Origin of the sequence: Mesorhizobium sp. M0292, from assembly GCF_040321695.1 — a bacterium.
In the GTDB taxonomy this organism is placed as follows: domain Bacteria; phylum Pseudomonadota; class Alphaproteobacteria; order Rhizobiales; family Rhizobiaceae; genus Mesorhizobium.
Map to the genome: position 1 here is coordinate 141,182 of NZ_JAMYSB010000008.1, position 22,768 is coordinate 163,949.

Annotated in this window: 25 protein-coding genes and 1 tRNA gene; 10 read left to right on the forward strand and 16 right to left on the reverse strand. The window is 62.1% G+C overall.

Annotated features, from left to right (window positions below; genetic code table 11):
- Window positions 1-18 precede the first annotated feature (18 nt).
- Window positions 19-1,086, forward strand: a complete 1,068-nt coding sequence (locus NKI96_RS15085; RefSeq protein ID WP_352805011.1) for a BMP family ABC transporter substrate-binding protein — start codon at window positions 19-21, stop codon at window positions 1,084-1,086.
- Between the two features lie 138 nt (window positions 1,087-1,224).
- On the opposite strand, the gene rimO is transcribed toward NKI96_RS15085, so the two are convergent.
- The 6 genes from rimO to NKI96_RS15115 all read right to left on the reverse strand — a co-directional run bounded on the left by rimO (window position 1,225) and on the right by NKI96_RS15115 (window position 6,812).
- Complete coding sequence (gene rimO / locus NKI96_RS15090) at window positions 1,225-2,538, reverse strand: 30S ribosomal protein S12 methylthiotransferase RimO (RefSeq protein WP_023668960.1); 1,314 nt, start codon at window positions 2,536-2,538, stop codon at window positions 1,225-1,227.
- Between the two features lie 142 nt (window positions 2,539-2,680).
- Window positions 2,681-3,340, reverse strand: a complete 660-nt coding sequence (locus NKI96_RS15095; RefSeq protein ID WP_023668959.1) for a TerC family protein — start codon at window positions 3,338-3,340, stop codon at window positions 2,681-2,683.
- A 364-nt stretch (window positions 3,341-3,704) separates the two neighbouring features.
- Window positions 3,705-4,112 (reverse strand): DUF930 domain-containing protein, encoded by a 408-nt coding sequence (locus NKI96_RS15100; protein WP_032904882.1) that lies wholly within the window; start codon window positions 4,110-4,112, stop codon window positions 3,705-3,707.
- Window positions 4,113-4,231: 119 nt separating this feature from the next.
- Window positions 4,232-5,158: a glycosyltransferase family 2 protein gene (locus tag NKI96_RS15105; RefSeq protein ID WP_352805015.1), complete on the reverse strand. Its 927-nt coding sequence runs from the start codon at window positions 5,156-5,158 to the stop codon at window positions 4,232-4,234.
- The gene (locus NKI96_RS15110; protein WP_352805017.1) at window positions 5,159-6,379 is read right to left on the reverse strand and encodes an FAD-dependent oxidoreductase; all 1,221 of its coding nucleotides are present in this window, start codon (window positions 6,377-6,379) and stop codon (window positions 5,159-5,161) included.
- Between the two features lie 43 nt (window positions 6,380-6,422).
- The gene (locus NKI96_RS15115) at window positions 6,423-6,812 is read right to left on the reverse strand and encodes a sugar 3,4-ketoisomerase (protein WP_352497404.1); all 390 of its coding nucleotides are present in this window, start codon (window positions 6,810-6,812) and stop codon (window positions 6,423-6,425) included.
- Between the two features lie 410 nt (window positions 6,813-7,222).
- Between NKI96_RS15115 and NKI96_RS15120 the strand changes: the two genes are divergently transcribed.
- Window positions 7,223-7,975 carry a hypothetical protein gene (locus NKI96_RS15120; RefSeq protein ID WP_348529830.1) on the forward strand — a complete coding sequence of 251 codons (753 nt, stop codon included), beginning with the start codon at window positions 7,223-7,225 and terminating at the stop codon, window positions 7,973-7,975.
- Window positions 7,976-8,322: 347 nt separating this feature from the next.
- Here the strand turns inward: NKI96_RS15120 and NKI96_RS15125 are convergent, their stop codons facing one another.
- A complete protein-coding gene (locus tag NKI96_RS15125; RefSeq protein ID WP_023668952.1) occupies window positions 8,323-8,514 on the reverse strand; it encodes a DUF3606 domain-containing protein in 192 nt (63 codons plus the stop codon).
- Between the two features lie 186 nt (window positions 8,515-8,700).
- Between NKI96_RS15125 and NKI96_RS15130 the strand changes: the two genes are divergently transcribed.
- Window positions 8,701-8,862: a hypothetical protein gene (locus tag NKI96_RS15130; protein ID WP_023691300.1), complete on the forward strand. Its 162-nt coding sequence runs from the start codon at window positions 8,701-8,703 to the stop codon at window positions 8,860-8,862.
- Window positions 8,863-9,009: 147 nt separating this feature from the next.
- Here the strand turns inward: NKI96_RS15130 and NKI96_RS15135 are convergent.
- Both NKI96_RS15135 and NKI96_RS15140 read right to left on the reverse strand, forming a co-directional pair.
- Window positions 9,010-9,099 (reverse strand) — tRNA-Ser (locus NKI96_RS15135).
- 210 nt (window positions 9,100-9,309) lie between these two features.
- The gene (locus NKI96_RS15140; protein ID WP_352805021.1) at window positions 9,310-9,789 is read right to left on the reverse strand and encodes an MgtC/SapB family protein; all 480 of its coding nucleotides are present in this window, start codon (window positions 9,787-9,789) and stop codon (window positions 9,310-9,312) included.
- 295 nt (window positions 9,790-10,084) lie between these two features.
- On the opposite strand from NKI96_RS15140, the gene NKI96_RS15145 reads away from it, so the two are divergent.
- The 7 genes from NKI96_RS15145 (at window position 10,085) to NKI96_RS15175 (ending at window position 17,603) form a co-directional block, all read left to right on the forward strand.
- Window positions 10,085-11,293 carry a septal ring lytic transglycosylase RlpA family protein gene (locus tag NKI96_RS15145; RefSeq protein ID WP_352805024.1) on the forward strand — a complete coding sequence of 403 codons (1,209 nt, stop codon included), beginning with the start codon at window positions 10,085-10,087 and terminating at the stop codon, window positions 11,291-11,293.
- A gap of 102 nt (window positions 11,294-11,395) precedes the next feature.
- Complete coding sequence (locus NKI96_RS15150; RefSeq protein WP_352805026.1) at window positions 11,396-12,562, forward strand: D-alanyl-D-alanine carboxypeptidase family protein; 1,167 nt, start codon at window positions 11,396-11,398, stop codon at window positions 12,560-12,562.
- Between the two features lie 72 nt (window positions 12,563-12,634).
- Window positions 12,635-13,309, forward strand: coding sequence for a dTMP kinase (gene tmk / locus NKI96_RS15155; RefSeq protein ID WP_352805028.1), 675 nt, complete (start codon window positions 12,635-12,637; stop codon window positions 13,307-13,309).
- Window positions 13,306-14,361 (forward strand): DNA polymerase III subunit delta', encoded by a 1,056-nt coding sequence (locus NKI96_RS15160; protein ID WP_352805030.1) that lies wholly within the window; start codon window positions 13,306-13,308, stop codon window positions 14,359-14,361. Before tmk ends, NKI96_RS15160 begins: the two co-directional genes overlap by 4 nt.
- Before the next feature lie 90 nt (window positions 14,362-14,451).
- Window positions 14,452-16,002, forward strand: coding sequence for a methionine--tRNA ligase (gene metG, locus NKI96_RS15165; protein ID WP_023696114.1), 1,551 nt, complete (start codon window positions 14,452-14,454; stop codon window positions 16,000-16,002).
- A complete protein-coding gene (locus NKI96_RS15170; RefSeq protein WP_023696113.1) occupies window positions 16,002-16,790 on the forward strand; it encodes a TatD family hydrolase in 789 nt (262 codons plus the stop codon). The genes metG and NKI96_RS15170 overlap by 1 nt, the downstream gene beginning before the upstream one ends.
- Before the next feature lie 3 nt (window positions 16,791-16,793).
- Window positions 16,794-17,603: an MBL fold metallo-hydrolase gene (locus NKI96_RS15175; protein ID WP_023696112.1), complete on the forward strand. Its 810-nt coding sequence runs from the start codon at window positions 16,794-16,796 to the stop codon at window positions 17,601-17,603.
- Here NKI96_RS15175 and NKI96_RS15180 read toward each other — a convergent pair.
- From NKI96_RS15180 to NKI96_RS15210, 7 genes are all read right to left on the reverse strand, one after another.
- Entirely contained in the window at window positions 17,570-18,388 is an 819-nt protein-coding gene (locus NKI96_RS15180; RefSeq protein WP_352805033.1) for a GNAT family N-acetyltransferase, read from the reverse strand. The genes NKI96_RS15175 and NKI96_RS15180 overlap by 34 nt on opposite strands.
- Before the next feature lie 342 nt (window positions 18,389-18,730).
- Window positions 18,731-19,060, reverse strand: a complete 330-nt coding sequence (locus NKI96_RS15185) for a hypothetical protein (RefSeq protein ID WP_023691292.1) — start codon at window positions 19,058-19,060, stop codon at window positions 18,731-18,733.
- Window positions 19,057-19,206: a hypothetical protein gene (locus tag NKI96_RS15190; RefSeq protein WP_023691291.1), complete on the reverse strand. Its 150-nt coding sequence runs from the start codon at window positions 19,204-19,206 to the stop codon at window positions 19,057-19,059. The genes NKI96_RS15185 and NKI96_RS15190 overlap by 4 nt, the downstream gene beginning before the upstream one ends.
- 44 nt (window positions 19,207-19,250) lie before the next feature.
- Window positions 19,251-20,162: an alpha/beta fold hydrolase gene (locus NKI96_RS15195; protein ID WP_031208114.1), complete on the reverse strand. Its 912-nt coding sequence runs from the start codon at window positions 20,160-20,162 to the stop codon at window positions 19,251-19,253.
- A gap of 52 nt (window positions 20,163-20,214) precedes the next feature.
- Window positions 20,215-20,991: a DUF8605 domain-containing protein gene (locus tag NKI96_RS15200; protein ID WP_352805113.1), complete on the reverse strand. Its 777-nt coding sequence runs from the start codon at window positions 20,989-20,991 to the stop codon at window positions 20,215-20,217.
- A gap of 82 nt (window positions 20,992-21,073) precedes the next feature.
- Complete coding sequence (locus NKI96_RS15205) at window positions 21,074-21,874, reverse strand: pyrroline-5-carboxylate reductase (RefSeq protein WP_352805036.1); 801 nt, start codon at window positions 21,872-21,874, stop codon at window positions 21,074-21,076.
- Complete coding sequence (locus NKI96_RS15210) at window positions 21,871-22,752, reverse strand: aldose 1-epimerase family protein (RefSeq protein WP_023696105.1); 882 nt, start codon at window positions 22,750-22,752, stop codon at window positions 21,871-21,873. Before NKI96_RS15210 ends, NKI96_RS15205 begins: the two co-directional genes overlap by 4 nt.
- Window positions 22,753-22,768 lie beyond the last annotated feature (16 nt).

Consider the following 22,768-nt stretch of genomic DNA (forward strand, 5'->3'; position numbering starts at 1 on the left):
ACTCAGAGAGGTAACACAATGAAAAAACTGCTTATCGCGTTGATGACCACGACCGCCGCCATGTCACTGGCGGCGTCGGCGCAGGCCGCCGACAAGTTGAAGGCATGCTGGGTCTACACCGGCCCGATCGGCGATTTCGGCTATTCCTACCAGCACGACCAAGGCCGCCTCGAGGTGGAGAAGGCGCTCGGCGCCAAGGTCGAAACCGCCTATCTCGAGAACGTCTCGGAAGGTCCCGATGCCGACCGCGCTTTCGAGCGTCTGGCGCGCGAAGGCTGCAAGATCATCTTCGGCACCTCTTTCGGCTTCATGGACCCGGAAGTGAAGGTCGCCAAGAAGTTCCCCAAAGTGATGTTCGAGCACGCCACCGGCTACAAGACCGCTGACAATCTCGGCATCTACAATGCGCGCTTCTATGAAGGCCGCTACGTGCTCGGCCAGATCGCCGCCAAGGAATCGAAGGCAGGGGTCGCCGGCTATATCGTTTCTTTCCCGATCCCCGAAGTGGTGATGGGCATCAACTCCTTCATGCTCGGCGCGCAGTCGGTCAACCCGAACTTCAAGGCCAAGATCGTCTGGGTGAACTCCTGGTTCGATCCGGGCAAGGAAGCCGACGCGGCCAAGGCGCTGTTCGACCAGGGCGCCGACATCATCGTCCAGCACACCGATTCCACTGCGGCACTGCAGGTGGCGGAAGAGCGCAAGATGCACGGCTTCGGCCAGTCCTCCGACATGATCAAGTTCGCGCCGAACGCGCAGCTGACCTCGCTGACAGACGAATGGGGGCCGTATTACATCAGCCGCGTTCAGGCGGCGCTCGACGGCACCTGGAAGCCTGACAATGTCTGGCTCGGCATCAAGGACGGCGCCGTCAAGCTGGCGCCCTTCACCAACATGCCGGACGATGTGAAGGCGATGGCCGAGGCAACCGCGAAGAAAATCGCAGATGGCTGGAACCCCTTCACCGGACCGGTCGCCAAGCAGGACGGCACGCCGTGGCTCAAGGACGGCGAAGTAGCCGACGACGGCACGCTGCTCGGCATGAACTTCTATGTGAAGGGCGTCGACGACAAGTTGCCGCAGTAAGTATCGGAAACGCAAAAGAGAAGGGGCGCCGCCCGGCGCCCTTTTTCATTCGCGGGCTGCACGCTTCGACTGCGAAACCGCGCCGAGGGCTGTGCCAAAAATCCGAGGGCGCCGGGAGGCGCCCTTTTTGGTAATTTTCTAAACCGCCGAGCCGTAAAGGTCGTAGGCGTCGGCGCGGTCGATCTTGACCGTGACGATGTCGCCTTGGCGCAGCGGGCGGCGCGACTGGATATGCACCGAACCGTCGATCTCGGGCGCGTCGTATTTTGTCCGGCCCTTGGCAGACGTGCCATGCGCCTCGTCGATCAGCACCGGCAGGCGCTTGCCGAGCTTCTTGGCCAACTGCGTCGCCGAGATCTTCTGCTGGCGCTGCATGAAGCGATGCCAGCGCGCTTCCTTGATCTCCTGCGGCACCTGTTCGAGGCCGAGATCGTTGGAGCGGGCGCCGCGGACCGGCTCGTATTTAAAGCAGCCGGCGCGATCGATCCTGGCCTCGTCCAGCCAGTCGAGCAGCATCTCGAAATCCTCGTCGGTCTCGCCGGGGAAACCGACGATGAAGGTCGAGCGTATCGCCAGATCCGGGCACACCTCGCGCCAGCCGCGAATGCGCTCCAGCGTCTTTTCGCCATGCGCGGGCCGACGCATGTTCTTCAGCACCTGCGGCGAGGCGTGCTGGAAGGGGATGTCCAGATAGGGAAGGATTTTTCCGTCCGCCATTAGCGGGATGACATCGGCGACATGCGGGTAGGGGTAGACATAGTGCATGCGTACCCAGATGCCGAGCTTGCCCAGCTCCTCCGACAGGTCGAGGAATTTCGCCCGCACTTCGCGGTCGCCGAACATCGACGTCTGGTACTTGATGTCGATGCCGTAGGCGCTGGTGTCCTGCGAGATGACCAGCAGTTCCTTGACGCCGGCCTTGGCCAGCTTCTCGGCCTCGCGCAGCACATCGGCCGCCGGGCGCGAGACGAGGTCGCCGCGCAGCGCCGGAATGATGCAGAAGGTGCAGCGGTTGTTGCAGCCTTCGGAAATCTTGAGATAGGCGTAGTGGCGCGGCGTCAGCTTGACGCCTTGCGGCGGCAGAAGGTCGATATACGGATCGTGGCTGGGCGGCGCCGCCTCATGCACCGCGGCCATCACGCTCTCATAGGCCTGCGGGCCGGTGATGGCGAGGACGTTGGGGTGCTTCTCTCGTATGACGTCCGGCTCGGCGCCGAGGCAGCCGGTGACGATCACCCGGCCGTTTTCCGAAAGCGCCGAACCAATGGCGTTGAGCGATTCGTCGCGGGCCGAATCGAGAAAGCCGCAGGTGTTGACGACGACAAGGTCGGCGCCGTCATGCTTGCGCGCGATCTCATAGCCTTCGGCGCGCAGGCGCGTGATGATGCGCTCGGAATCCACAAGGGCCTTCGGGCATCCAAGGCTGACGAAACTGACGCGAGGCGCAGACATGAGAAAACATTCCGGGTTTTTTCAGGATCGGCGGCCAGTACCACACTTATTGCGGCATTGGTATGGGCAGCGGCTGCGGCGAACGCGACCACTGCCTCCGGCAGATACCCATGCTGCTACAGAAGCTGTGGGACCGGCTGCGTCAGCTCACCACAGGACTGACATGCGGCCAGACCTCGACAACGCCGCGATAGACCATATCGATCGCGACGTAGAGAATGATCAGCAAGCCGACATAGGCGATCCAGCGGTGGCGATGCAGCAGCTTGGCAATGAAGCTCGCGGCCAAGCCCATTAAGGCGATTGACAGCACCAGGCCTATGACAAGCACCGGAAAATGATCGCGCGCCGCACCGGCGACCGCCAGCACATTGTCCAGCGACATCGAAACATCGGCGACGACGATCTGCAGGGCCGCCTGGCCGAGCGTCTTGCGCGGCGCCTTGCCACCCACCGTTCTGTCGCTGTTGAGGTCGGAATCGGACAGCGCCTCGGTCGCCTCGAACTCGTCGGCATGCGACGTCCGCAGCTCGCGCCACATCTTCCAGCACACCCACAACAAAAGGATGCCGCCGGCCAGCAGCAGGCCGACAATGGCAAGAAGCTTGACGGTGACGGCGGCAAACAGGATGCGCAGCACAGTCGCCGCCAACACGCCGATCAGGATGGCTTTCTTGCGCTGCTCGACCGGCAGGCCGGCGGCGGCAAGGCCGATGACGATGGCATTGTCGCCGGCAAGCACCAGATCGATGGCGATGACCTGGAGGAGGGCCGTCATGCTTGCAGCGCTGAAAATGTCCATCGACCGGAGCCCCTTGCTGTATCGGCGTGTTCGTCGTCGGATATGCCGACGCCCTAACGTGTATGGTTCCCGCGCGTCAAGAGACTGCCGGCGCGATTCCAGGAAAAGTTCCCAGCGGCTTTCCGTCCGGAATTATGCAAAAACAAAGAGTTAGTGCATGTCGCTCAAAAGTGGCCCCGGTTTTGAGACAACGACATGCATAAAAACAAAGCCCTAAAGCGCGTCGCCTGAGTCCGTTCAAACGCGACGCGCTTTAGGTGGGTCAGCTGCTCCATAAAAAGCTGAACCGCTCTAACGGCCGACGCTGAAAGCCACGGGAATAGGGAAGGTCGTTCTGCCAGAGAGAATTCTGGTCGCAGCGAATTCAGTCGTAGAGATTGTACTTCGCCCAGTCGGCTTCCGGAATCTCGTCGCCGATGCGGTAACGGAACTGCAGGACCTCCATATGGTCCGGCGCCGTCTCGCATTTGAACTTCAGCCGGTACCACTGTCCCTTGCTGCGGAAGGCAGCACCCGGGCTGCGGATGACATCGGCTTTCATTTCCGGCGTCGCGAAGGCGTAGGCGACGACGCGGTCTGCCTTGTACTTGTGGTCGTCATGGCTGATGCGGTCGAGCACTTCGGCGTCGCATCTCTGCTCCAGCCGGGTCTCCGGGTCGAGTTTCAGCAGGCCGGCGCGCAGGGCGGCGTCCATCGCGTGGGCGGGCCAGGCCAGCGTCACCGAGGCCAGCGCCGCAAGGAATAGTTTTTTCATGGGCGGGAGAACGACCATAACTCGCGTGAAAAATCAACCGGAGTGCCATTTTGGGGCAGCCGGATATGCGCGGAAATCGTCGTTGGCCGGGCAGGGTGTCTTGACGCAGCCGCTTTGACACGTCGCCGGCGCCATTCTTAATTGTCCGGGCTGCCATGCACCGATTGCCTGTTTCGCCGTCTTTCCGCTTCTCGCGATCGCGGCAGCCACCGCCACGGCCGCAAGGCGATATAGGCAGCGAGGAAGGCTCTTTGTGCAAGGCCGGCCTCGCTGTGCCAGACCTCCCTTATCCCCGCCGCCCTCAATGCCCTTCGTTGGGTGCTGTTGCGTTCCCAGCGCCGGCTGATGCTGCCCGCCCGATAGTATTTGTGGCAGAGCACTTGCGGCACGCGGACAAAGCCGCCGAGCAGCGACAGATGCAGAAGCCAGGTCCAGTCGGCGCTGAATTCGCCTTGGCTGTTGGGCTTGATCCCGCCGCTGCGGTGGAACGCCCAGGCCCTGAATACCCCACGGTTGGGGACCCACCATCCATGCGGCTGGCGCGCCATCACCCGGCCACGCGCAAAACCGTCCTGCAAGCCCTCCAGCAGGTCGAACTTCCACGTGGCACTTTCGCCTCTGACTTCGATCACTTCGACATCGCTGAACGACAGTACGGCCTCGGGATTGGCATCGAGCGCCCGCACCAGCGCCTCGATATAGTTTGGATCGATGACGTCGTCATGGAAGGCAAAGAACATCAATTCGCCGCTGGCATTGACCATCAGATCGTTGGAATTCTTCAGCCATCCCAGGTTTTTGTCCCGACGCAGGATGCGGACATCGTCGCGGCCGCCGGCGAAGGCCGAAACGATCTCGAATGTCGCGTCGGTCGAATTGTCCTCGCCGACCAGGATCTCGATATTGTCCCAGGTCTGCGCGGCGAGGCTGTCCAGCGTACGCGAAATGAATGCCGCCGAATTGTAGCATGGCACCAGCGCCGTGACCTTCGGCCGCCAGCCGGATCGAAGCTCGACTTGTTTCTGCGCTACCTGCTTCGCGCCGCCCTGTTCTGTCTCACCCATTCAGTCGATCCCGCAGATTTGCCGCGCCAGCCTGTCGGCAAGCCACGGCGCCGTCGAATATTTACCTGTGTCGACCGAGATGTAGTTGCCCAGGCGGTTGACCCCGAATTGGTCGCGGCGATGGATCGTGGCTTTCGGGTCGCTGAGCGAACCACGCCCTTGCGCAAACACGAAGCCGCCGCGTACCTCAAGCTCCTCGGCATCGTCGAACATGCTGGAAACAACGGGCACCAACCGAGTGAGCGTGGCGCGAACGTCGCCGATGAACCGCTGTCGTGCGTCGGCATCGAGCGCTTGTGGCGTTTCGATCGACAATTCGCCACTCTCCGCAAGCAACCCGCTCGGGTACCAGGAGAGATAGAAGTTGCGCCCGTCATAGTTTTTTATGTCGCCGAAGGGGCCAAGGGCGACGACCGCGCACGGCACATCGACAGGCTGGCTGGTGCGGCCGAACAGGCAAAGCCTGTAGCGGTGCGACCATCCGGGAACCGGCTCGATGCCGGCCGTGCGGTCGACAGCCAGCCGCCCCTCCCAAAGGCAATTGACGACGATGTCGAACGCCTCACTTTTTTCGCCTGCGACCGCCACGCGCCATTTCCCGTCAATTCCGTCCACCGGCTGTGCCGACAGGACTTTGGCCGCCATTCGCAAGCTGGTGTTGGGTTCACTCCGAAGCACGGCGCAAAGCCGGTCGGCAACCCATCGCGTGTTGACGGATCGCTCCGGCACCTGGAAGCCGCCGACGATCTGGTCCGAGTTGGTGACATCGGCCAATTCAGTTTTGGAAAGCCGATTCGATCGCGCCGCCGATACGTCGGCAAGGTAGCTGGTGGCGTCAGCGTGGCTGCGCACCAATACATCTACACGTTCAAAGATCGCCCCCAGCGCCTCGACAGCGACGACCGAGTTGCGATGGACCAGATAAAGGTCTTCCGAAAAGGTCGTGTGCGCTTCCAGATTGCTTCCGATCAGCTCGGAAACAAGCCTGCCGAAACACAGTCCTCCCGAAAGCAGATGCCGGGCGGTCAGCAGCGAGGGATCGTTCCCGTAGAGATAGCCGAGATGAATCTTGCCCTCGTTCCAACGGCTGGCGCAGGCCATCGGCTCGCTCTCCTTGTCGAAGAGGGACACCGCGTAGCCTCTGCGGGCCATCATGAGAGCGAGGCTGGCGCCCATGATGCCGGCGCCGAGAATAGCCATTCTGCCGCGAGGCGCTGTCATGTCCTGGCGCGCATCGCGGCCTCTCCTTTCCTGACGATTGTCATCAGGGATACGAGACGTAGTTTTCAGGGTCGTATTCGGTATCGCAGAAAACCAGCAAAGACGGGTTCTCGCCTTCATAGGTCTGCAGCGCCCAGACCGCGGCATCGACCAGCACCGCGCGGTTCGATGCGGTGAGCGTCAGCCGTTCGATCTGTTCCTGGTAGCGAAATTCGATGCCGATCTCGCCCGACAGCTGCATCATCAATTGCCGGCCCGAGCCGTGTGCATGTCCCCCCCGCGACGTGCCGCGCGGCGCGGTGACGACGAACGCCCGCACGGCTTGGAAATTGTAACCGTTGAACTCGATAGCTGTCAGCATTCCCCTGGGATCGCTATGTAACGAAGTGGGGATCTCGGTGACCTTGCCGCCAAAGAACGTTCGATGCTGCATAACGTAAGCCCGCCAGATGCCGGTCGAAATTTTACCTCAGACTAGCGCTTATATCAAAAGACAGGGAATACAACCACTTAGGCGGTGTTTGGGAACACTGCAGCGGATCGATGTCGAGCTCGGCCTCAGGCCGATAGGTGCCGACTACCGAAGGTCGCCGCGCCGTCACGACTTCTGAGTCGCGGCCGAAACCACGGCTTAAGACCTTGGTCTGAGCGGTCTAGGACCTTTGAGTTCGGAAGGCCGGCCGGTTCCAAGGAGGGTGATCTACTTCAGCAATTTCAAAGAGTTATGCTGGTTGGCGTTTCGCCGGCCGGCCGCTTCGTTCTCGCAATGAAAGCACATCTATATCTAAGTTTACCCTTTGTGTTAGCGATTCCTCATGTTGCCCGCTATAGCGGTTCGTGGCGGTGGCAATCTCGGAGGTAGTTATGACATCCCGAAAGACCCTTTTTGCTGCATTTGCGGTGTTCTCGCTTCTGGTGTCGCCGGCCCTGGCTGCTGCTGGTGGCAACGGCCATGGTAACGGCCATGGCAATGGTAACGGCAATGGCAATGGCAATAGCGGAGGAAACGGTAATGCTGGCGGCAATGGCGGAGGCGGCGGTTCGGTCGGCAAGTCGGCATCCGCCAAGGGCCAGGCCCCTAAGGGCCAGGTCGCCAAGGCCGCTACCCCTTCTGTGTCCAAGGAAAAGAATATCCATGCCAAGCTCGGCCGGTTGAACTCGCTGCAGCGCAACGCCAACGCCTTTATGCACTCCAAGAGCAAGAACTTCGCTGGCGTGCAGGCTTTTGTGACACAGTCGGCAATAGCCAAGAACGCTCAATCGGCGCTCGATGCCGCTAATCAGGCGGTTACCGACGCCAAAGCGGCGCTCGACGCGCTGAATGCGAAAGCGGCTGACCCGAATACCCTGCCCGAAGATGTCCCGACGCAGGCCGACCTCGATGCAGCACAGGCAGCGCTCGATGACGCCACCCAGGATGCGGCCGCTGCTCAGACCGCCGCCACAGCTGCCGCTGCCAACGTCCCATCGATCGATGCAGCCCTTGCCCAAATGGCCAACAAGCCCGTTGACCCTGAGGTGACAGATTGGGCCAATAGCGTACTTGCCGACAAGATCGACCAAGTAGCCGCCAAGCTGGCGCCGGCCGCGCCTTAAGGCCCCATGCGGCGGCAGCGATCCAATCGACGATAAGCCGTCGGGTCCGCCCGGCGGCTGCACCTTTCTCGCCTATCTGCAGCGTTGGTCCCAATGCAGGTCCGAGATTCTGGTCATGGCTATTTTGCGAAATCTCCAGCCGGGCCGCCGTCCTCAAGGCTGAATTCATGCGTGCTTCGCGCATCTTCATCGACCACACGAAACCAATGCTCCTGAAGCGCTCTAGGCGACACCCTTTGGCCCGTGACCTTCTCTACCGCAGATAACGGATCATCGGCGCTCGTGGCCTGAGTTGAGACACACTCCTCTCCATGCCACTCTTCCACCTGGTACTCTGGCATGCCGGCCTACCTACCGCTCCCCAGAGCCTTCGCTTCCCGCTCCAGCGTCTCGCGTCGGTTGCCGTGCTTCGCGATCAATTCCTTGACCTGCTGCGGGGTGATGCCGGCCTTGGTGGCGAAATACTCGACTTCATAATCCTCATCGGCAGAGACGCGGTCCCGATCGCGGAAGTCCGTCTTCGTTTTGTCGTCGGCCATTTGCTTTGCTCCTGGTTGAATGATCAACCGCAACGTGCAGCCGCAGCCTTTTGTTGCAGCGGAGCCCGGATTTCCGAAACGGTCACATGGGAAAACGGCCCTCAGTCGCAGGAGGTGCTGGTGTTGCTGTAACTTTGAACGGAACGGTTCTTCTCCTTGACGGTTGTGACGTGAAGGAGATGCCTCATGTTTGAAAGTGTGATGTGGTTGATCGTCGTTGCTGGTGGGCCACTGTTGCTGGCCCTATTGATGGCATACGTTCTTATGACCCGACGCCACCGTGGTCCTGCAGAACGCATGGAAAGCGACCGCGCGACCAAACGGCTCTATCGCCAGGACGAACGTTGATCCTGAGGCTGGCGCAACGTTTGCGCTCACGCTGGCCCGCTGCCTCACGGTGGCAGGCTTCTTCGTTTTAGGAAGTTAGGAATAACTTAGCAAAGATTTGGACCTCTTTGAAAATACAGAGGCAATTCAGCACGATAGCCAAATATCTGGCGGAGGGAGTGGGATTCGAACCCACGGTGGGCTTGCACCCACGCCGGTTTTCAAGACCGGTGCCTTAAACCGCTCGGCCATCCCTCCAACGTGACTTTTCAATCATCTAGGAACATCAACCGACCCAGTGAACGACAGTTGGTATCGAATGATACCTATCCTTCCGGACCAGCTTGCGGTTCATTTCTCTAGAGCGTTGCCCATCGCCAAGTCAACCATCGGCGCTGCCATGGATAATAGGGGGTGGCGTTCGTTACCCGAACGGAGCTGCGAACCCGTTTTCGAAGGAGCCGGGATCTAATTGCGATCCTTGCTGCCGACCTGCACAAGTTGCAGAAGACCCAGCACGACAAGTGCGAGCAAGGTAGCCAAAGCCGCGATCTGCCAGAACCCGAGCCCAACCGCCAGGCCTATGGCGCCTGCCAGCCACATGCCCGCCCCAGTGGTAAGCCCTTGAACCTCGCCCTTGGAGAAGAAGATCAAGCCCGCGGCCAGAAATGCCACGCCGGCAGTCGTGGCTTCGATCAAGCGGATAGGATCAATGGCGATTTCCTGACCATCGAAGACGTGAAGATGAGTAATCTCGATCGTGAGGATGGCAATTAGAGCCGTCGCAACACAGACCAGGATGTGTGTCCTCAATCCGGCCGGTCGGTTACGCCATTCGCGTTCGATCCCAACGATGGAGCCAAGGACGGCCGCGAGCAAAAGCCTGGCTGAAATTACGGAAAAGGGCAGCCACGTGTGTTGCCCGAAACGTTCAATGAATTCATCCATGAGGCGCAGAACGTATCTCGGGTCGGTCGGTTCCAGGCAGCCGCGCTTCATGCCACAGGTTCACTTCCAGACTCCAAAGGACAGAGGTCTCGGATGCCTCCTCACAGGCGCCCGGCCAGCCCGGGACCTGGCCGCCACATTCCTGCCCGGTTCCGGACACAATGGATTAATACGCTGATAAACAATTCCTGCGCACAAGGGATGGGGATTGGCGCGTCGCAGGCATTGCTCATCTGGCTCCGCCGAAATTCTAGAAGCGGCGCCTGTGTCGAGACGGTAGGGGACATCGGAAAACATGCAGACCACGACGCATCGGCGTCTTCGTCGCGCTCCTGCTTTGGTGTTGTGCGCTCTTTCGGCTGCGTTGCTGGCCGCGTGCGCGTCGCCGCAGTCCGAGCCGAAAGCCATGGTCTACAAGAAGCCTCGCTCGAAGGAATATTTTGCCGAGACCGAATACGGTGTGAAGGCCAGCCCGCGCGTTCAGTACATGCGGCGCGGCGGCGGCCGCGACCAGTTGGGCAAGCCCTATCAGGTGCGCGGCAAGTGGTATTACCCCAAGGAAGACAAGCGCTACGCCAAGGTCGGTCTCGCCTCCTGGTATGGCGATGCCTTCCACGGTCGTCTCACAGCCAATGGCGAAGTCTACGACATGACCCATCTGACGGCGGCGCATCCGACCATGCCGCTGCCAAGCTACGCCCGTGTCACCAACACCGAGACCGGAAGCTCGGTCATCGTGCGCGTCAACGACCGCGGCCCCTATCACGAGGGACGCATCATCGATGTCTCGGAACGCGCCGCGCAAATGCTCGACTATGCCAAGGTCGGCACGGCCAGGGTCAAAGTGGAATATATTGGCCGCGCACCGCTCGACGGCGACGACGACCAATATCTGGTCGCCTCCTACCGCCCGGGCAACAACCGCCCGGACCCGTCCGATGGCTTGCCGACCGGCGTCATGGTGGCGATGAACGGACCTTCGCCGAGCCTATCTGTTGGCGCACCCCCTGCCGTAGTGCCGTTTCCTGGTCAGTTGACGAATTCCGACACACAGCCAGGGATGTCGATGCAGGCACCGGCCTCAAGCGATGTGACGCTGCCTGAATTCGGGCCGATCGTGCCTCAGCGCCCGGAATCGCCCTTTGCCGTGGCTTCGCTCTCCTACGCGGATGAGCGCGTACAGCGCGCCGACGTCTTTGCAGCGCTTGACGACCAGGGCATGTCGCCAGCCGACATCCTGCAATCGTGGAAGAAACCCAACCCGCAGGCATCGCCTGCCGTTTCCGACTATGTCGCCGCCGGATCCTTCGACGATGCTGCCGAGGCAAAGCGGGTGGCTGCGGCTCTCGAACCGTTCGGCAGGACCGAAATCCAGAGCACCGAACTCGACGGCAATGACTGGTACGCGGTCAATCTCTATCCGGATGGCCATGGCAATGTCGACGACCTCTTGCGCGCGGCATGGTCGCATGGCGCGCCGGACGCGCTGGCTGTGCGCAACTGACCAACAAAGGCACGCCGGTTTTGTCATTGCGCGGTTGATCGGCCGGGAAGAAGCCTGATAGCGTTGCGGCAAGTTTCTGCCGGCTAACAGTCGAGCCTCTTCATGCGATTTCGCCTTTTCCACCCTTTTGCCGGGCTTTTTGGCCTTGGCTTCTTGCTTGCCGCGCTGGTTCCGGCCAACGCGCAGCTTTTTGAGACCAAGGCCACGCAGGCTTTCATGATCGATGCCGAAACCGGCACGGTGCTGTTTTCCAAGGACGCCGACCAACCGATCCCGCCGGCCTCGATGGCCAAGCTGATGACCATGGAGATGGTCTTCAACGCCATCAAGTCGAAGCGCATGAGCCTCGACGACACCTTCGTGGTCTCGGAGAATGCCTGGCGCAAGGGCGGTGCGCCTTCGGGAACGTCGACCATGTTCGCCAAGCTCAAATCGGCGGTCCGGGTCGAGGACCTGATCCAGGGGGTCACCATACAGGCCGCCAATGACGGCTGCATGGTGCTGGCCGAAGGCATGGCCGGCTCCGAACAGAATTTCGCGGCGCAGATGAACGATCGCGCCCGCCAGATCGGGCTGGCGAAATCGACATTCGTCAATTCCACCGGCCTGCCGGCCGACGGCCAGCAGACGACAGTGCGCGAACTGGCGCAGCTTGGCCTGCATATATGGCGCGAATATCCGGATCTCTATCTCTATTACGGCCGGGCCGATTTCACCTGGAACAAGATCTCGCAAAAGAACCGCAACCCGTTGCTGGCCATGGGCATCGGCGCCGATGGGCTGGCGGTCGGGTCGAGCGAGGCGGGCGGTTTCGGCATTGTCGGCTCGGTCAGCCATGACGGAACCAGGGTGTTCGCGGGGATGAGCGGATTGGCCAATGATCGCGAGCGCGCCGAGGAAGCGCGCAAGCTGCTCGAATGGGGCGTCCGCTCCTTCGAGAAGACCGAGATTTTCGCTGGCAACGAAGTGGTCGGCGAGGCCCAGGTGTTCGGCGGCGCCAAATCCAGCGTAGCGCTGAAGGCAAAGGCGCCGATCGACGTCCTGCTGCCGATCGCCAACCGCGACAAGCTGACCGCCAGGATCGTCTATCAGGGGCCGGTATCGGCGCCGGTGGAGGAGGGGCAACCCGTCGGCGCGCTGCGCGTCTGGATCGGCGACACGCTGAGCCAGGAAACGCCGCTTTTCGCCGCCGAATCGGTCGGCGTCGGCACGTTGCCGCAACGCGCGTTTGATGCCGCCAGGGAACTGGCCGTAGGCTGGCTGCGTTGAGTTCCTGCGGCGTGGACCTTTTCTCGGGCGCGGACTAAGACACCAGCGCAAAGCAGGACAAAGGCCTTTCGATTGGCAAGCGGATTTTTCATGACCTTCGAAGGCGGCGAGGGCGCCGGCAAGTCGACGCAGATCGAACGGCTGGCCCAGAAGATGCGCGCCAAGAAATACGATGTCCTCCTCACCCGCGAACCCGGGGGGTCACCCGGCGCCGAGGCGGTCAGGCACGTGCTCCTGTCCGGCGCCGCCGAGCCGTTCGGGCCGAAGATGGAGGCGCTGCTGTTTGCCGCCGCACGCTCCGACCATGTCGAGCAGGTCATTCGGCCGGCGGTGGAGCGCGGCTCCATCGTGCTTTGCGACCGTTTCCTGGATTCGTCGCGCGTCTATCAGGGCGTCACCGGCGGCCTCGATCCGGCTTTCATGGAAGCTCTGGAGGAGGTCGCCATCAACGGCATGATGCCGGACATGACGCTGATCCTTGACATTGACCCCGCCGAGGGCTTGCGGCGCGCCGCCGTGCGGCGTGGCGCCGAGGACGGTCCGGACCGCTTCGAAAAGGAGACGCTGGACATCCACCAGCGCCGCCGTGACGCCTTCCTGGCGATCGCAGCCGCCGAGCCGGACCGCTGCATCGTGATCGACGCGTCGGCGCCTCCCGCTGCGGTGGAGGATGTCATCACCGCGGTGGTGTTCGCCGCACTTGAGGCGAGGGCGCCCGCGCGCAACCGACAGGCGGCGCCCGCATGATCTTCGAACGCATCGCTCCCGAGCAGCACGACACACTGGACGGTGTACCGGAGCCGTCCGAGACGCTGCGCCTGGTCGGCCATGAGCAGGCGGCCGCGATGCTCGCTGCCGCCTATCGCTCGGGAAAACTGCCGCATGCGTTGATCTTTGCCGGGCCGGTCGGCATCGGCAAGGCGACGCTTGCCTTTCACCTGGCGCACCATCTGTTGAAGCATCCGGCCTTCGACCAGGCGCCGGACACGTTTGCCGTTCCCGATCCGGCCTCACCGCTGTTTCGCCAGATCGCCACAGGGGCGCATCCCGGCGTGCTGCATCTGACCAGGCCGCTGAACGACAAGACCAAGAGCTTCAAGACGGTCGTCACCGTCGACGAGATCCGCAAGGTCAACCGCTTCCTGTCGCTGACCTCGCATGACGGCAGCTACCGGGTGGTGATCGTCGATCCGGCCGACGACATGAACACCAACGCCGCCAATGCCTTGCTGAAGAACCTCGAGGAGCCGCCGAGCCGCACGCTGTTCATCCTCATCGTGCATGCGCCGGGCAGCCTTTTGCCGACCATCCGCTCGCGCTGCCAGATGGTGCGGCTGACGCCGCTCGATGCCGGCAGCCTGATGAGCGTTCTGGAAACCGTCGAGCCGCCGCCACCTTCCGATCCTGCCGCGAGCGCGGCACTGGCGGAACGGGCAGGGGGCAGCGCCCGCAATGCGATCCTTCTGACCCAATATGGCGGGCTGGAGATTGCCGGCACGCTCGACGCCCTGGTCACGTCGGGCAAGAGCGACATCGCCGGCGCCTATCGCCTTGCCGAGGCCGTCGCCGGCCGCGACCAGGCGATCCAGTTCGACATCTTCAACCGCCGCGCGCTCGATCTGCTCTCCACCGGCGCCAGTGAAGCCGCGCTGGCTGGGGATCTCGCGCGGGCGAAAACGCTGTCCGACACTTGGCACGAGGCGCTGAACGCCATATCTGAGACCGATACCTACAATCTTGACAAGAAGCAGCACGCCTTGACCATGATCGACCGCCTGAATTCCGCAATGCGAATGTGACCGGTTTCGGCATTGGGGCGGGATGGCAATCGCCGTCTCGATGCGATATCCACCGCTCACATTCATTCGGCCATTCATGACGGTTAATTCATGTCACGCGACACATTCTACATCACGACACCAATTTTCTATCCGAACGGCAAGCCGCATATCGGCCACGCCTATACGGTCATTGCGACCGACGCGCTGGCCCGCTTCCAGCGCCTGGACGGCAAGGACGTGCTCTTCCTCACCGGCACTGACGAACACGGCCTCAAGATGCAGCAGACGGCCGAGAAGGAAGGCATAACGCCACTCGCGCTTGCCGACCGCAACTCGGCGATCTTCCGTTCGATGACAGAGGTCCTGGGCGGCTCGAATGATGATTACATCCGCACGACGGAACCACGCCACTACGAGTCGTGCCAGGCGATCTGGAAGGCGATGGCGGCCAATGGCGACATCTATCTCGACCGCTACAGTGGCTGGTATTCGGTCCGCCAGGAAGCCTATTTCGAAGAGAGCGAAACCACGCTCGGCGACGACGGCGTGCGCCGCGAGCCGCTTGGCTCGCCGGTCGAATGGAATGAGGAGGAAAGCTACTTCTTCAGGCTTTCCGCCTATCAGGACAAATTGCTTGCGCTGTACGAAAGCCGGCCCGATTTCGTCGGTCCGGCCGAGCGCCGAAATGAGGTGATGAGCTTCGTCAGGTCCGGCCTCAAGGACATCTCGGTCTCGCGCACGACCTTCAATTGGGGCGTGCCGGTGCCGGGCGACGACAAGCATGTGATGTATGTCTGGGTCGATGCCTTGACCAACTACATCACCGCTGCCGGCTATCCCGACACCAAGGCCGAGCAATGGCGCTACTGGCCGGCCACGCACATTATCGGCAAGGACATCGTCCGCTTCCATGCCGTCTACTGGCCGGCTTTCCTGATGTCGGCCGGCATCGAACTGCCGAAGCGCGTCTTCGCGCATGGCTTCCTGTTCAACCGCGGCGAGAAAATGTCGAAGTCGGTCGGCAATGTCGTAGACCCCTTCACCATGGTCGAGCATTACGGCCTCGACCAGGTGCGCTATTTCTTCTTGCGTGAGGTGCCATTCGGCCAGGACGGCAGCTACAGCCATGACGCGATCGTCAACCGCACAAATGCCGATCTCGCCAACGGTCTCGGCAATCTGGCGCAGCGCTCGCTGTCGATGATCGCCAAGAACTGCGGCGGCGTGGTGCCGCATCGCGGCGAGCTGACCGAAGCCGACAGCGCGATCCTCGACCAGGCGGTGGAAGCGCTGGGTACCGCGCGCCAGGCGATGGCGGAACAGGGCATCCATCTCGCGTTGGCGGCGATCTTCGGCGTTGTGGCGGAAGCGGATCGCTACTTCGCCTCGCAGGCGCCCTGGGCGCTGAAGAAGACCGATCCGGCGCGCATGGAAACAGTGCTGTGGACGACCGCCGAACTGGTGCGGCGCGTGGCATTGCTGTGCCAGCCCTACATTCCGGGGTCGGCCGGCAAGCTGCTGGACCTGCTGGCGGTGCCGGCGGACAAGCGTGACTTCGCGCATGTCCATGCCGACTATGCGCTGGTGCCCGGCACGGCGCTGCCCGTGCCGGAGGGCGTGTTTCCGCGTTATGTCGAAAACCCTGAGGCGAGCGCCTGATGCTCGTCGACAGCCATTGCCATCTCGACTTTCCGGATTTCACCGAGGAGCGGGCGGCCATCGTCGCCCGCGCCAAGGCTGCTGGTATAGGTCACATGGTGACCATCTCGACACGCGTGAAGCGGTTTGCGCAAGTGCTTGAGATTGCCGAGAGTTTCGACGAAATCTATTGCTCGGTCGGCACTCATCCTCACAATGCCGGCGAAGAGCTGGATGTGACGGCTGAGGACCTTGTGCGCCTGTCCGCGCACCCGAAGGTGGTGGCGATCGGCGAGGCCGGGCTCGACTATTTTTACGACAAGGCGCCACGCGATGCGCAGGCGCAGGGCTTTCGCACTCACATAGCGGCCGCGCGCGAGACCGGCTTGCCGCTGGTGATCCATTCGCGCGATGCCGATGACGACATGGCTGCCATCCTCGAAGACGAAACAGGGAAGGGCGCCTTCCCCTTCATCCTGCATTGTTTTTCGTCGGGGCGACGGCTGGCAGAGGTCGGCGTGGCGCTTGGTGGCTATGTGTCCTTCTCGGGCATACTGACCTTCAAGAACTCCGCCGATTTACGCGCCATCGCAGCCGATGTGCCGCATGACCGGCTGCTGGTCGAGACCGACGCACCGTATCTGGCGCCGGTGCCGTTCCGCGGCAAACGCAACGAGCCGGCCTATATCGCGCATACAGCCAAGGTGCTGGCGGAGACGGTCGGCGTTGGCGAAGCCGAGATCGCGACGCTGACGACGGCGAACTTCTTCCGGCTGTTCGGCAAGATGCCGCGGCCCGCCGGGCTCTGACGCATGAGCGACCGGCTGCGCCTCACCATCCTCGGCTGCGGCTCGTCACCTGGCACGCCGCGCATCACCGGCGATTGGGGCAATTGCGACCCGGCCAATCCGAAAAACCGGCGTACACGCTCAGCCGCGCTCGTCGAGCGGATAGCAGCCAACGGCGCCAGAACCACGGTCGTCATCGACACCGGGCCTGATTTCCGTGAGCAGATGCTGATGGCGGCGGTCCGGCGCATCGACGCCGTGGTCTATACGCATCCGCACGCCGACCACATCCACGGCATCGACGATCTGCGCGGCTACGTGCTGGAGCAGCGCCATTTGATCGATGTCCATGCCGACCAGCCGACCATGCTCAGGCTGCGCGAAGCGTTCGGCTATTGCTTCGAGACGCCGTTTGGCAGTTCCTATCCGCCGATCGTCAGGCCGCACATCATCGATCACGCAAGGGCGGTGACGATCGAAGGCGAGGGCGGTGCCCTCACCCTCGAGCCGCTGCCGCAGATCCATGGCGACATCATTTCGCTCGGCTTCCGCATCGGCGGGCTGGCCTACTGCCCCGATATAAGCGACTTCCCGGATGCCACCGCCGAGCGGCTGCGCGGCCTGGAAATGCTGGTCATCGATGCCTTGCAGTACCATACCCATCCCAGTCATCTGTCGCTCGGTCAGGCGCTTGGCTGGATTGAAAAACTGACGCCGAAACAGGCCGTGCTGACGCATATGCATGTGCCGCTCGACTATGCCACGGTGAAGGCCGAGGTGCCGGCCAACGTCACTCCGGCCTATGACGGCATGGTGATCGAAATTCCTTTATGAGACAGCATGATACGAGCAGATGTTTGTAAGGACGTTCGGTTCTTCGGCGCGAAGATCAGCAGCGTTCCTATCCGCTCATAGCCCATGCGGGGATAAAGCAGCGCTCCGGCACGCGTCGCCAACAGCATCGAGCACCGCGACCCATGCGCTTTGTCGTCATGCAGCATTTTGGCCATCAGCGCCTGGCCGATGCCTCGACGCCGGTGCGAAGGCTCGACAAACATTGCCGAGCACCATGTGGCGCCGACGGCGTCTATGCTGCGCACACGCCCGACGATGGCGTCGCCATCGAGCGCCACATACTGGCGAAACGGCGCATCGTCGCCGAGTTGATCGTCTGGAAGTGGCCGCCTGCGTATGACCTTTCCCAGTTGTGCAGCGCGTTCAGCCGTCCTCACGCGTTCGATAGAGACGATCGCTGGCGGGTCTGGAATTTGGCGCAGCGACTGGATGAAAAAGCCTTCCGTCCGCAGCAGCCGGTAGCCGAGCGCCTTGTAGGCCGTTCGCGTTGGTTCGTCCGGGCCGTCATTCGCGATCACGACCGAAACGGCAAAGCCCGGCCGCGCATGCTGCCGCACGATGGCATCGGCTTCCTCGGCGGCGACGTCATGGACGATCCATTCTTCGCCACGGTAGTCGCGTGCATTCTTGCGCTCGGCATCGCGCATCAGCCACAAGGGTCCGACGCGGCTGGCTTCGTATGGAAAGGTGCGGCTCTTGTCGGTGCTGAAGCCGTGCACGAACACTTCGACCGCCGCTTCGATGTCACGCTTTCCTGTCGTCATCGACACAGCGTAGCGTTGGCCATCGGCTCAAGGCAACACGCGTCGATCATGCCAAGCCCTATGAAAGTCCGCGTCCTTTCCCAGCTGCAGCCTGATGCATAAGTTCCATAATATATCTTATGCGACTTTCATATGTGGCTGCTGCTTCCATTAGGGGCGTGCCAATATACGCCCTGCTGACTGAGATGCAGGCCGGCGGCTCTGATTGCTTGGCGGGAGGAACGTTGACGAAGCAGTGGCGAAATGAGTTGGCGTGGTCTTCATTTCTCAAGGGATGGCGCCTTTCGCAAAGGCCTCGACTTCCTGCTCGACCGGCCCGCGCCGGGATAACGAACAGGAGCGTCATCCCGAAAAGCTTTCCAGGAGGCCGCTGAAGGCTGCTGCGATTGCAACAAGATGGAAGACGCCAAGGGCCAGCCATCTGGAGCCGCCGGCGCCCGCAACAAATGCCCCATAGGCAGGAAACTGCAGCGCAGCCAATCCGATGGAAAGGCCGGTGATCGTTGTGTTGGTCAACAGCGTTGCCAGCATGGGGACCGGATAGAGAAGTCGCGCCAGCCCATAGTCGCCATGCCCGGCTCCGGCCGAATAGAGCGCCAGGAAAAAGGTGACGGGCGTGATGCCGAGGCCGACAAGGAACCCTGCCCGCGAGGAGAATTTTGGCGACGTCATCTCGCCATGGCCATGGCGGCGGACGGGTCGCGGTCGTCAGGCGCGAGCTTGGACGAAGTGACAAGCAGCTTCTCCTGATCCGCCCGCGACTTCGGCTCGATCGCCATTTGCAGCAGAGGCCAGGGCGCGGCAGACTTTTCCATCATGACGCCATGGTTGCAGATTGATCGGATGGCCGCAACGAAGGGGTCTACGCCCGGCCGGCCGTCCCTTTCGCTTCCTGACTGTGGACGCGCGCCAGAAAATCGCGCACCAGCGGAAGCGCCTCATCGAAATGGGTTTCGAGCAACCAGTGGCCGGCGCCGCCGATGAGATGAAGTTCTGCTTCCGGCAAATCGCGCTGGTAGGCATGCGCCGATTGCGCCGGCATGTAACCATCCTCGGGACCCCAAACGATGAGCGTCGGAGGTTGGTGCTCGCGCAGAAAGCTCTGATAGCGGGGGAACCAGCCGAGGTTCGCCTCCAACTTCTCCATCAGGTTGACCGCGAGCCGCCGGCGGATCGGCGTGTCCATCAAAGGCCAGTGGAGTTTCCAAAGATCGGGAGGCACGCGCTCGGCTACAGCGTCATCCACCTCTCCGACAAACTCGTGCCGGAAGCCCTCCTCGCTTACCGCCTCTTCCAACGGCCGGTGCTTTTCGGGCGTCTTCTCATTCCAATAGGCTTTTATGGCGGCGTATTTCGGCCCGAGAACGTCCTCGTAGATGTCACCGTTCTGGATAATGAGTGCGGCGATGCGCTCGGGATGTGCGATGGCGTGGCGCAGTCCGATCTGAGAGCCATAATCGTGCAGCCAGAGAGCATAGCGCGACATGCCGAGCGCATCGGCGAAAGCTGTCAGAAACCCGGCATAGGCATCGAAATCATAGCCAAAAACCGACATTTCGGGCGTGGCGCTGTAGCCAAAGCCGGGAAAGTCCGGCGCGAATGTATGCCAGCGATCGGCAAGTGCCGGCATCAACCTTCGGAATTGATAAGACGAGCACGGATAGCCGTGCGGCAGCAGGAGGACGGGAGCATCAGGCGGGCCGTCTTCGCGATAGAAGATGCTGTTTCCGTCAACGTCGATCCGGCGATGTTGCAATTCTACCTCCTTGCTCAAAGCTTGCCCGCCACTTTGTTTACGGCGCTCCGGCAAGAAGGTTCCCTTGAAGTCAGGGCGTGACGGCTTCCGGCTCTCCATTGCCCGACAGGATCTGCAGCGTTCCGCGCGTGGCGTTGCGGAACGCATCGTCGAAACTGACGCCACGTACCTGCCAGCGATACTCCTTATCCTTGAAGCTGAGCCGCCAGTCGCCGACCCAGCCCAGCGCTTCCTGGCGCCATACCAAAGTGCCGGCAAGCAGGGCGTCCCCATCCAGCGTGTTGGCCACGTCGGCGAGCGCGACGTCGGACGGCCGAGGCAACTCCAGCGGCAAACCGGTCCGGTGCGCCGCGTCCGCCAGCGCAACGCGCATATCCGCCGCAAGCTCGCCGCCGCCATCGCGCACCAGCGTGAAGCCGTCGCCTTTCATCGGCCTTACATCCAGCAGTGCGACGATTGTTGGCCGCGGCACCGCCCACGGTTTGCGCCCGAGCGACGCCAGCAAGGCATCGATCTTGTCCGGGTCGAAATCGGCGGTGATGTAATGCGGCCGGTCATGGGTGCCCTGCTCGTCATGCGGCGGACGGTTGTTGAGCAGGTCGCGGTAGCCGACACCAGTGACATAGTCGCTTGCGTGCCGACTCATGTCCGCAACACGCGGGTCGCCGATCAGCCGCGGGTCGCCGGAAACCTTGACCAGCACCTCTTCAAGGCACGGCGCCAGGCCCCACGCCCGGTTCTCCTCGCCAGTGCCGCTGGTCACCGATTGCGCGCGGTAGAGGCTGGCGCGGTCGATGTCGGCGGCAGCGACCGGAAAGACAATCAGCACAGCCAGCGCCGCTGCCACAAAGCCCAATTTCAAGCATCCAGGCACCCGCCGACCCTCCCGAAACGGTCCGGAACATCCGTTGGAGCCATACTCCTGATCATCAGGGAATTTCAAGGATGCGCCGGTGTACGCCGTCCAGGCTCTCGGTGAGCGCATCGAACACGTTTCGCGCCGTGAGTTCGCGAAGAACCTGTTCGTTGATGCCGCCGCGCGTCGCATAGTCCTGCGCCAGATGCATGAAGTCGGCATCCGGCGACATATCAGGAGCGCTTCCCAAGGCTTTGAAAAGCGAGGCGATGTAATCGCGCCCCTTTCCTTCCTCCACGCCATTCTTCTTGAGCCAGCTGTTGATCGTATCGAGATATCTGAAGTAGCTGGCATAGGTCGCGGTGACCACGCTCAGCGCATTGAATTCGGCTGAGTTCTCGACCTCGATCGCTTTCCCCAGATTGCCGAACAAGGCAGCGACAGTGGCATCGGGCGGGCAGATGATCGTTGCCCCCAGCCGGTGGGCAATCATCGGCATGGGCAGCGCTTTCGTCACCTGGTGCGCGGGTGCGGTCAAGCGGGCAATCTCCTCGCGCGGCAGCGTGGCGATCAAGCTGATGAGGTGATGCTCGCGCCGAAACCGCAAACCCGGCAGGACGTCATGCGCAATTTGCGGCCGGACAGCCAGCATGACCAGGTCGCATTGATCGAGAACCGCCTGATTGTCATCAGCAATACGCACATCCGGATAACGGGCTGCCAGCTCTGCGGCGATCTCTTCATTGCGCGGCGACAGCAGCACGGAGACGGAGTTATCCGCGACGGATTTGAGCCCGCTGACGATGGCCGCTGTAAGGGCACCCGTGCCGATGAAGCCTAGTTTCATCGCGCCTATCTCTGGTTCATCGGTCACAGTGGCGCATGCTCGAGCCGTACCTGATAGCTCAGCACGCGCTTTTCACCGGGCGCGATCAGCATCACGCCCGGCTTGTCCGCGAACTCGCCATCGAAATCCACGGGGCTGGCAAGCCCGTGCCAGGGTTCGATACACAGGAACGGAGCGCCGCCCGGCTTCGACCAGATGCCCAATTCCTTAAAACCCTGCCACGACATCTCGATCGCCGCACCGTTCGCGGCGGCATAGCGCACGCTGGTGCTGGCCGGCCGGTCGAGGATCACGGCGTCTGCCTCGAACAGCTGTTCGGAAAGCGCCAGCGTTTTGCCTTCGATGGGCGTCGGCCGCGGTGCAGCCAGCACCAGGCCATCCTTCAGCCGGCGGATCGGCGCCGGCTCGTCCTGGGCAAAGGTCAGGTGGTAGTCGGTCTTGGCGAGCCCCGGCTGCAATGGCCAATTGAAAGCCGGATGTGCACCGATGGAGGCTGGCAGCGTCTCGTCGCCGGTGTTGGCAATCTCGAAGCTCACACCAAGTTCGCGACGCTCGAGCGTGTAGGTGATGGCAAGGCGAAAGGCGAACGGATAGCGCGTGCGTGTATCGGCATCGTCGGTCAACACCAGCGTGCAGGATCGGGGACTCGTCTCAGCAGCCCACACAAACGGCTTGTCGCGGGCAAATCCGTGCTGCGTCAGGGGATAGACCTGGCCCCCATGGCGGAGCTGGTCGCCCTTCAGCCGGCCGACGATCGGAAACAGCACCGGCGAATGCCGCCGCCATTCCGGCCCGGCCTGCCACAAAAACTCCAGACCCTCGGCATTGCGCAAGGAGATGAGCTCGGCCCCCTGCCCGACAATGGTTGCCGAGATGCCGTCGCCGTGAAGCGTCACTTGTTCCATGCGTTCTCGCGGAAAG

Excerpts from the sequence above, each read along its gene's own strand:
- NKI96_RS15110 (WP_352805017.1), bottom strand. The coding sequence starts at position 6,379 with ATGACAGCGCCTCGCGGCAGAATGGCTATTCTCGGCGCCGGCATCATG.
- rimO (WP_023668960.1), bottom strand. The coding sequence starts at position 2,538 with ATGTCTGCGCCTCGCGTCAGTTTCGTCAGCCTTGGATGCCCGAAGGCC.
- NKI96_RS15105 (WP_352805015.1), bottom strand. The coding sequence starts at position 5,158 with ATGGGTGAGACAGAACAGGGCGGCGCGAAGCAGGTAGCGCAGAAACAA.
- NKI96_RS15160 (WP_352805030.1), top strand. The coding sequence starts at position 13,306 with ATGATCTTCGAACGCATCGCTCCCGAGCAGCACGACACACTGGACGGT.
- NKI96_RS15150 (WP_352805026.1), top strand. The coding sequence starts at position 11,396 with ATGCGATTTCGCCTTTTCCACCCTTTTGCCGGGCTTTTTGGCCTTGGC.
- NKI96_RS15100 (WP_032904882.1), bottom strand. The coding sequence starts at position 4,112 with ATGGTCGTTCTCCCGCCCATGAAAAAACTATTCCTTGCGGCGCTGGCC.
- NKI96_RS15115 (WP_352497404.1), bottom strand. The coding sequence starts at position 6,812 with ATGCAGCATCGAACGTTCTTTGGCGGCAAGGTCACCGAGATCCCCACT.
- NKI96_RS15175 (WP_023696112.1), top strand. The coding sequence starts at position 16,794 with ATGAGCGACCGGCTGCGCCTCACCATCCTCGGCTGCGGCTCGTCACCT.
- NKI96_RS15180 (WP_352805033.1), bottom strand. The coding sequence starts at position 18,388 with ATGACGACAGGAAAGCGTGACATCGAAGCGGCGGTCGAAGTGTTCGTG.
- NKI96_RS15210 (WP_023696105.1), bottom strand. The coding sequence starts at position 22,752 with ATGGAACAAGTGACGCTTCACGGCGACGGCATCTCGGCAACCATTGTC.
- metG (WP_023696114.1), top strand. The coding sequence starts at position 14,452 with ATGTCACGCGACACATTCTACATCACGACACCAATTTTCTATCCGAAC.
- NKI96_RS15185 (WP_023691292.1), bottom strand. The coding sequence starts at position 19,060 with ATGACGTCGCCAAAATTCTCCTCGCGGGCAGGGTTCCTTGTCGGCCTC.
- NKI96_RS15125 (WP_023668952.1), bottom strand. The coding sequence starts at position 8,514 with ATGGCCGACGACAAAACGAAGACGGACTTCCGCGATCGGGACCGCGTC.
- NKI96_RS15170 (WP_023696113.1), top strand. The coding sequence starts at position 16,002 with ATGCTCGTCGACAGCCATTGCCATCTCGACTTTCCGGATTTCACCGAG.
- NKI96_RS15130 (WP_023691300.1), top strand. The coding sequence starts at position 8,701 with ATGTTTGAAAGTGTGATGTGGTTGATCGTCGTTGCTGGTGGGCCACTG.
- NKI96_RS15095 (WP_023668959.1), bottom strand. The coding sequence starts at position 3,340 with ATGGACATTTTCAGCGCTGCAAGCATGACGGCCCTCCTCCAGGTCATC.
- NKI96_RS15145 (WP_352805024.1), top strand. The coding sequence starts at position 10,085 with ATGCAGACCACGACGCATCGGCGTCTTCGTCGCGCTCCTGCTTTGGTG.
- NKI96_RS15190 (WP_023691291.1), bottom strand. The coding sequence starts at position 19,206 with ATGATGGAAAAGTCTGCCGCGCCCTGGCCTCTGCTGCAAATGGCGATC.
- NKI96_RS15085 (WP_352805011.1), top strand. The coding sequence starts at position 19 with ATGAAAAAACTGCTTATCGCGTTGATGACCACGACCGCCGCCATGTCA.
- NKI96_RS15140 (WP_352805021.1), bottom strand. The coding sequence starts at position 9,789 with ATGGATGAATTCATTGAACGTTTCGGGCAACACACGTGGCTGCCCTTT.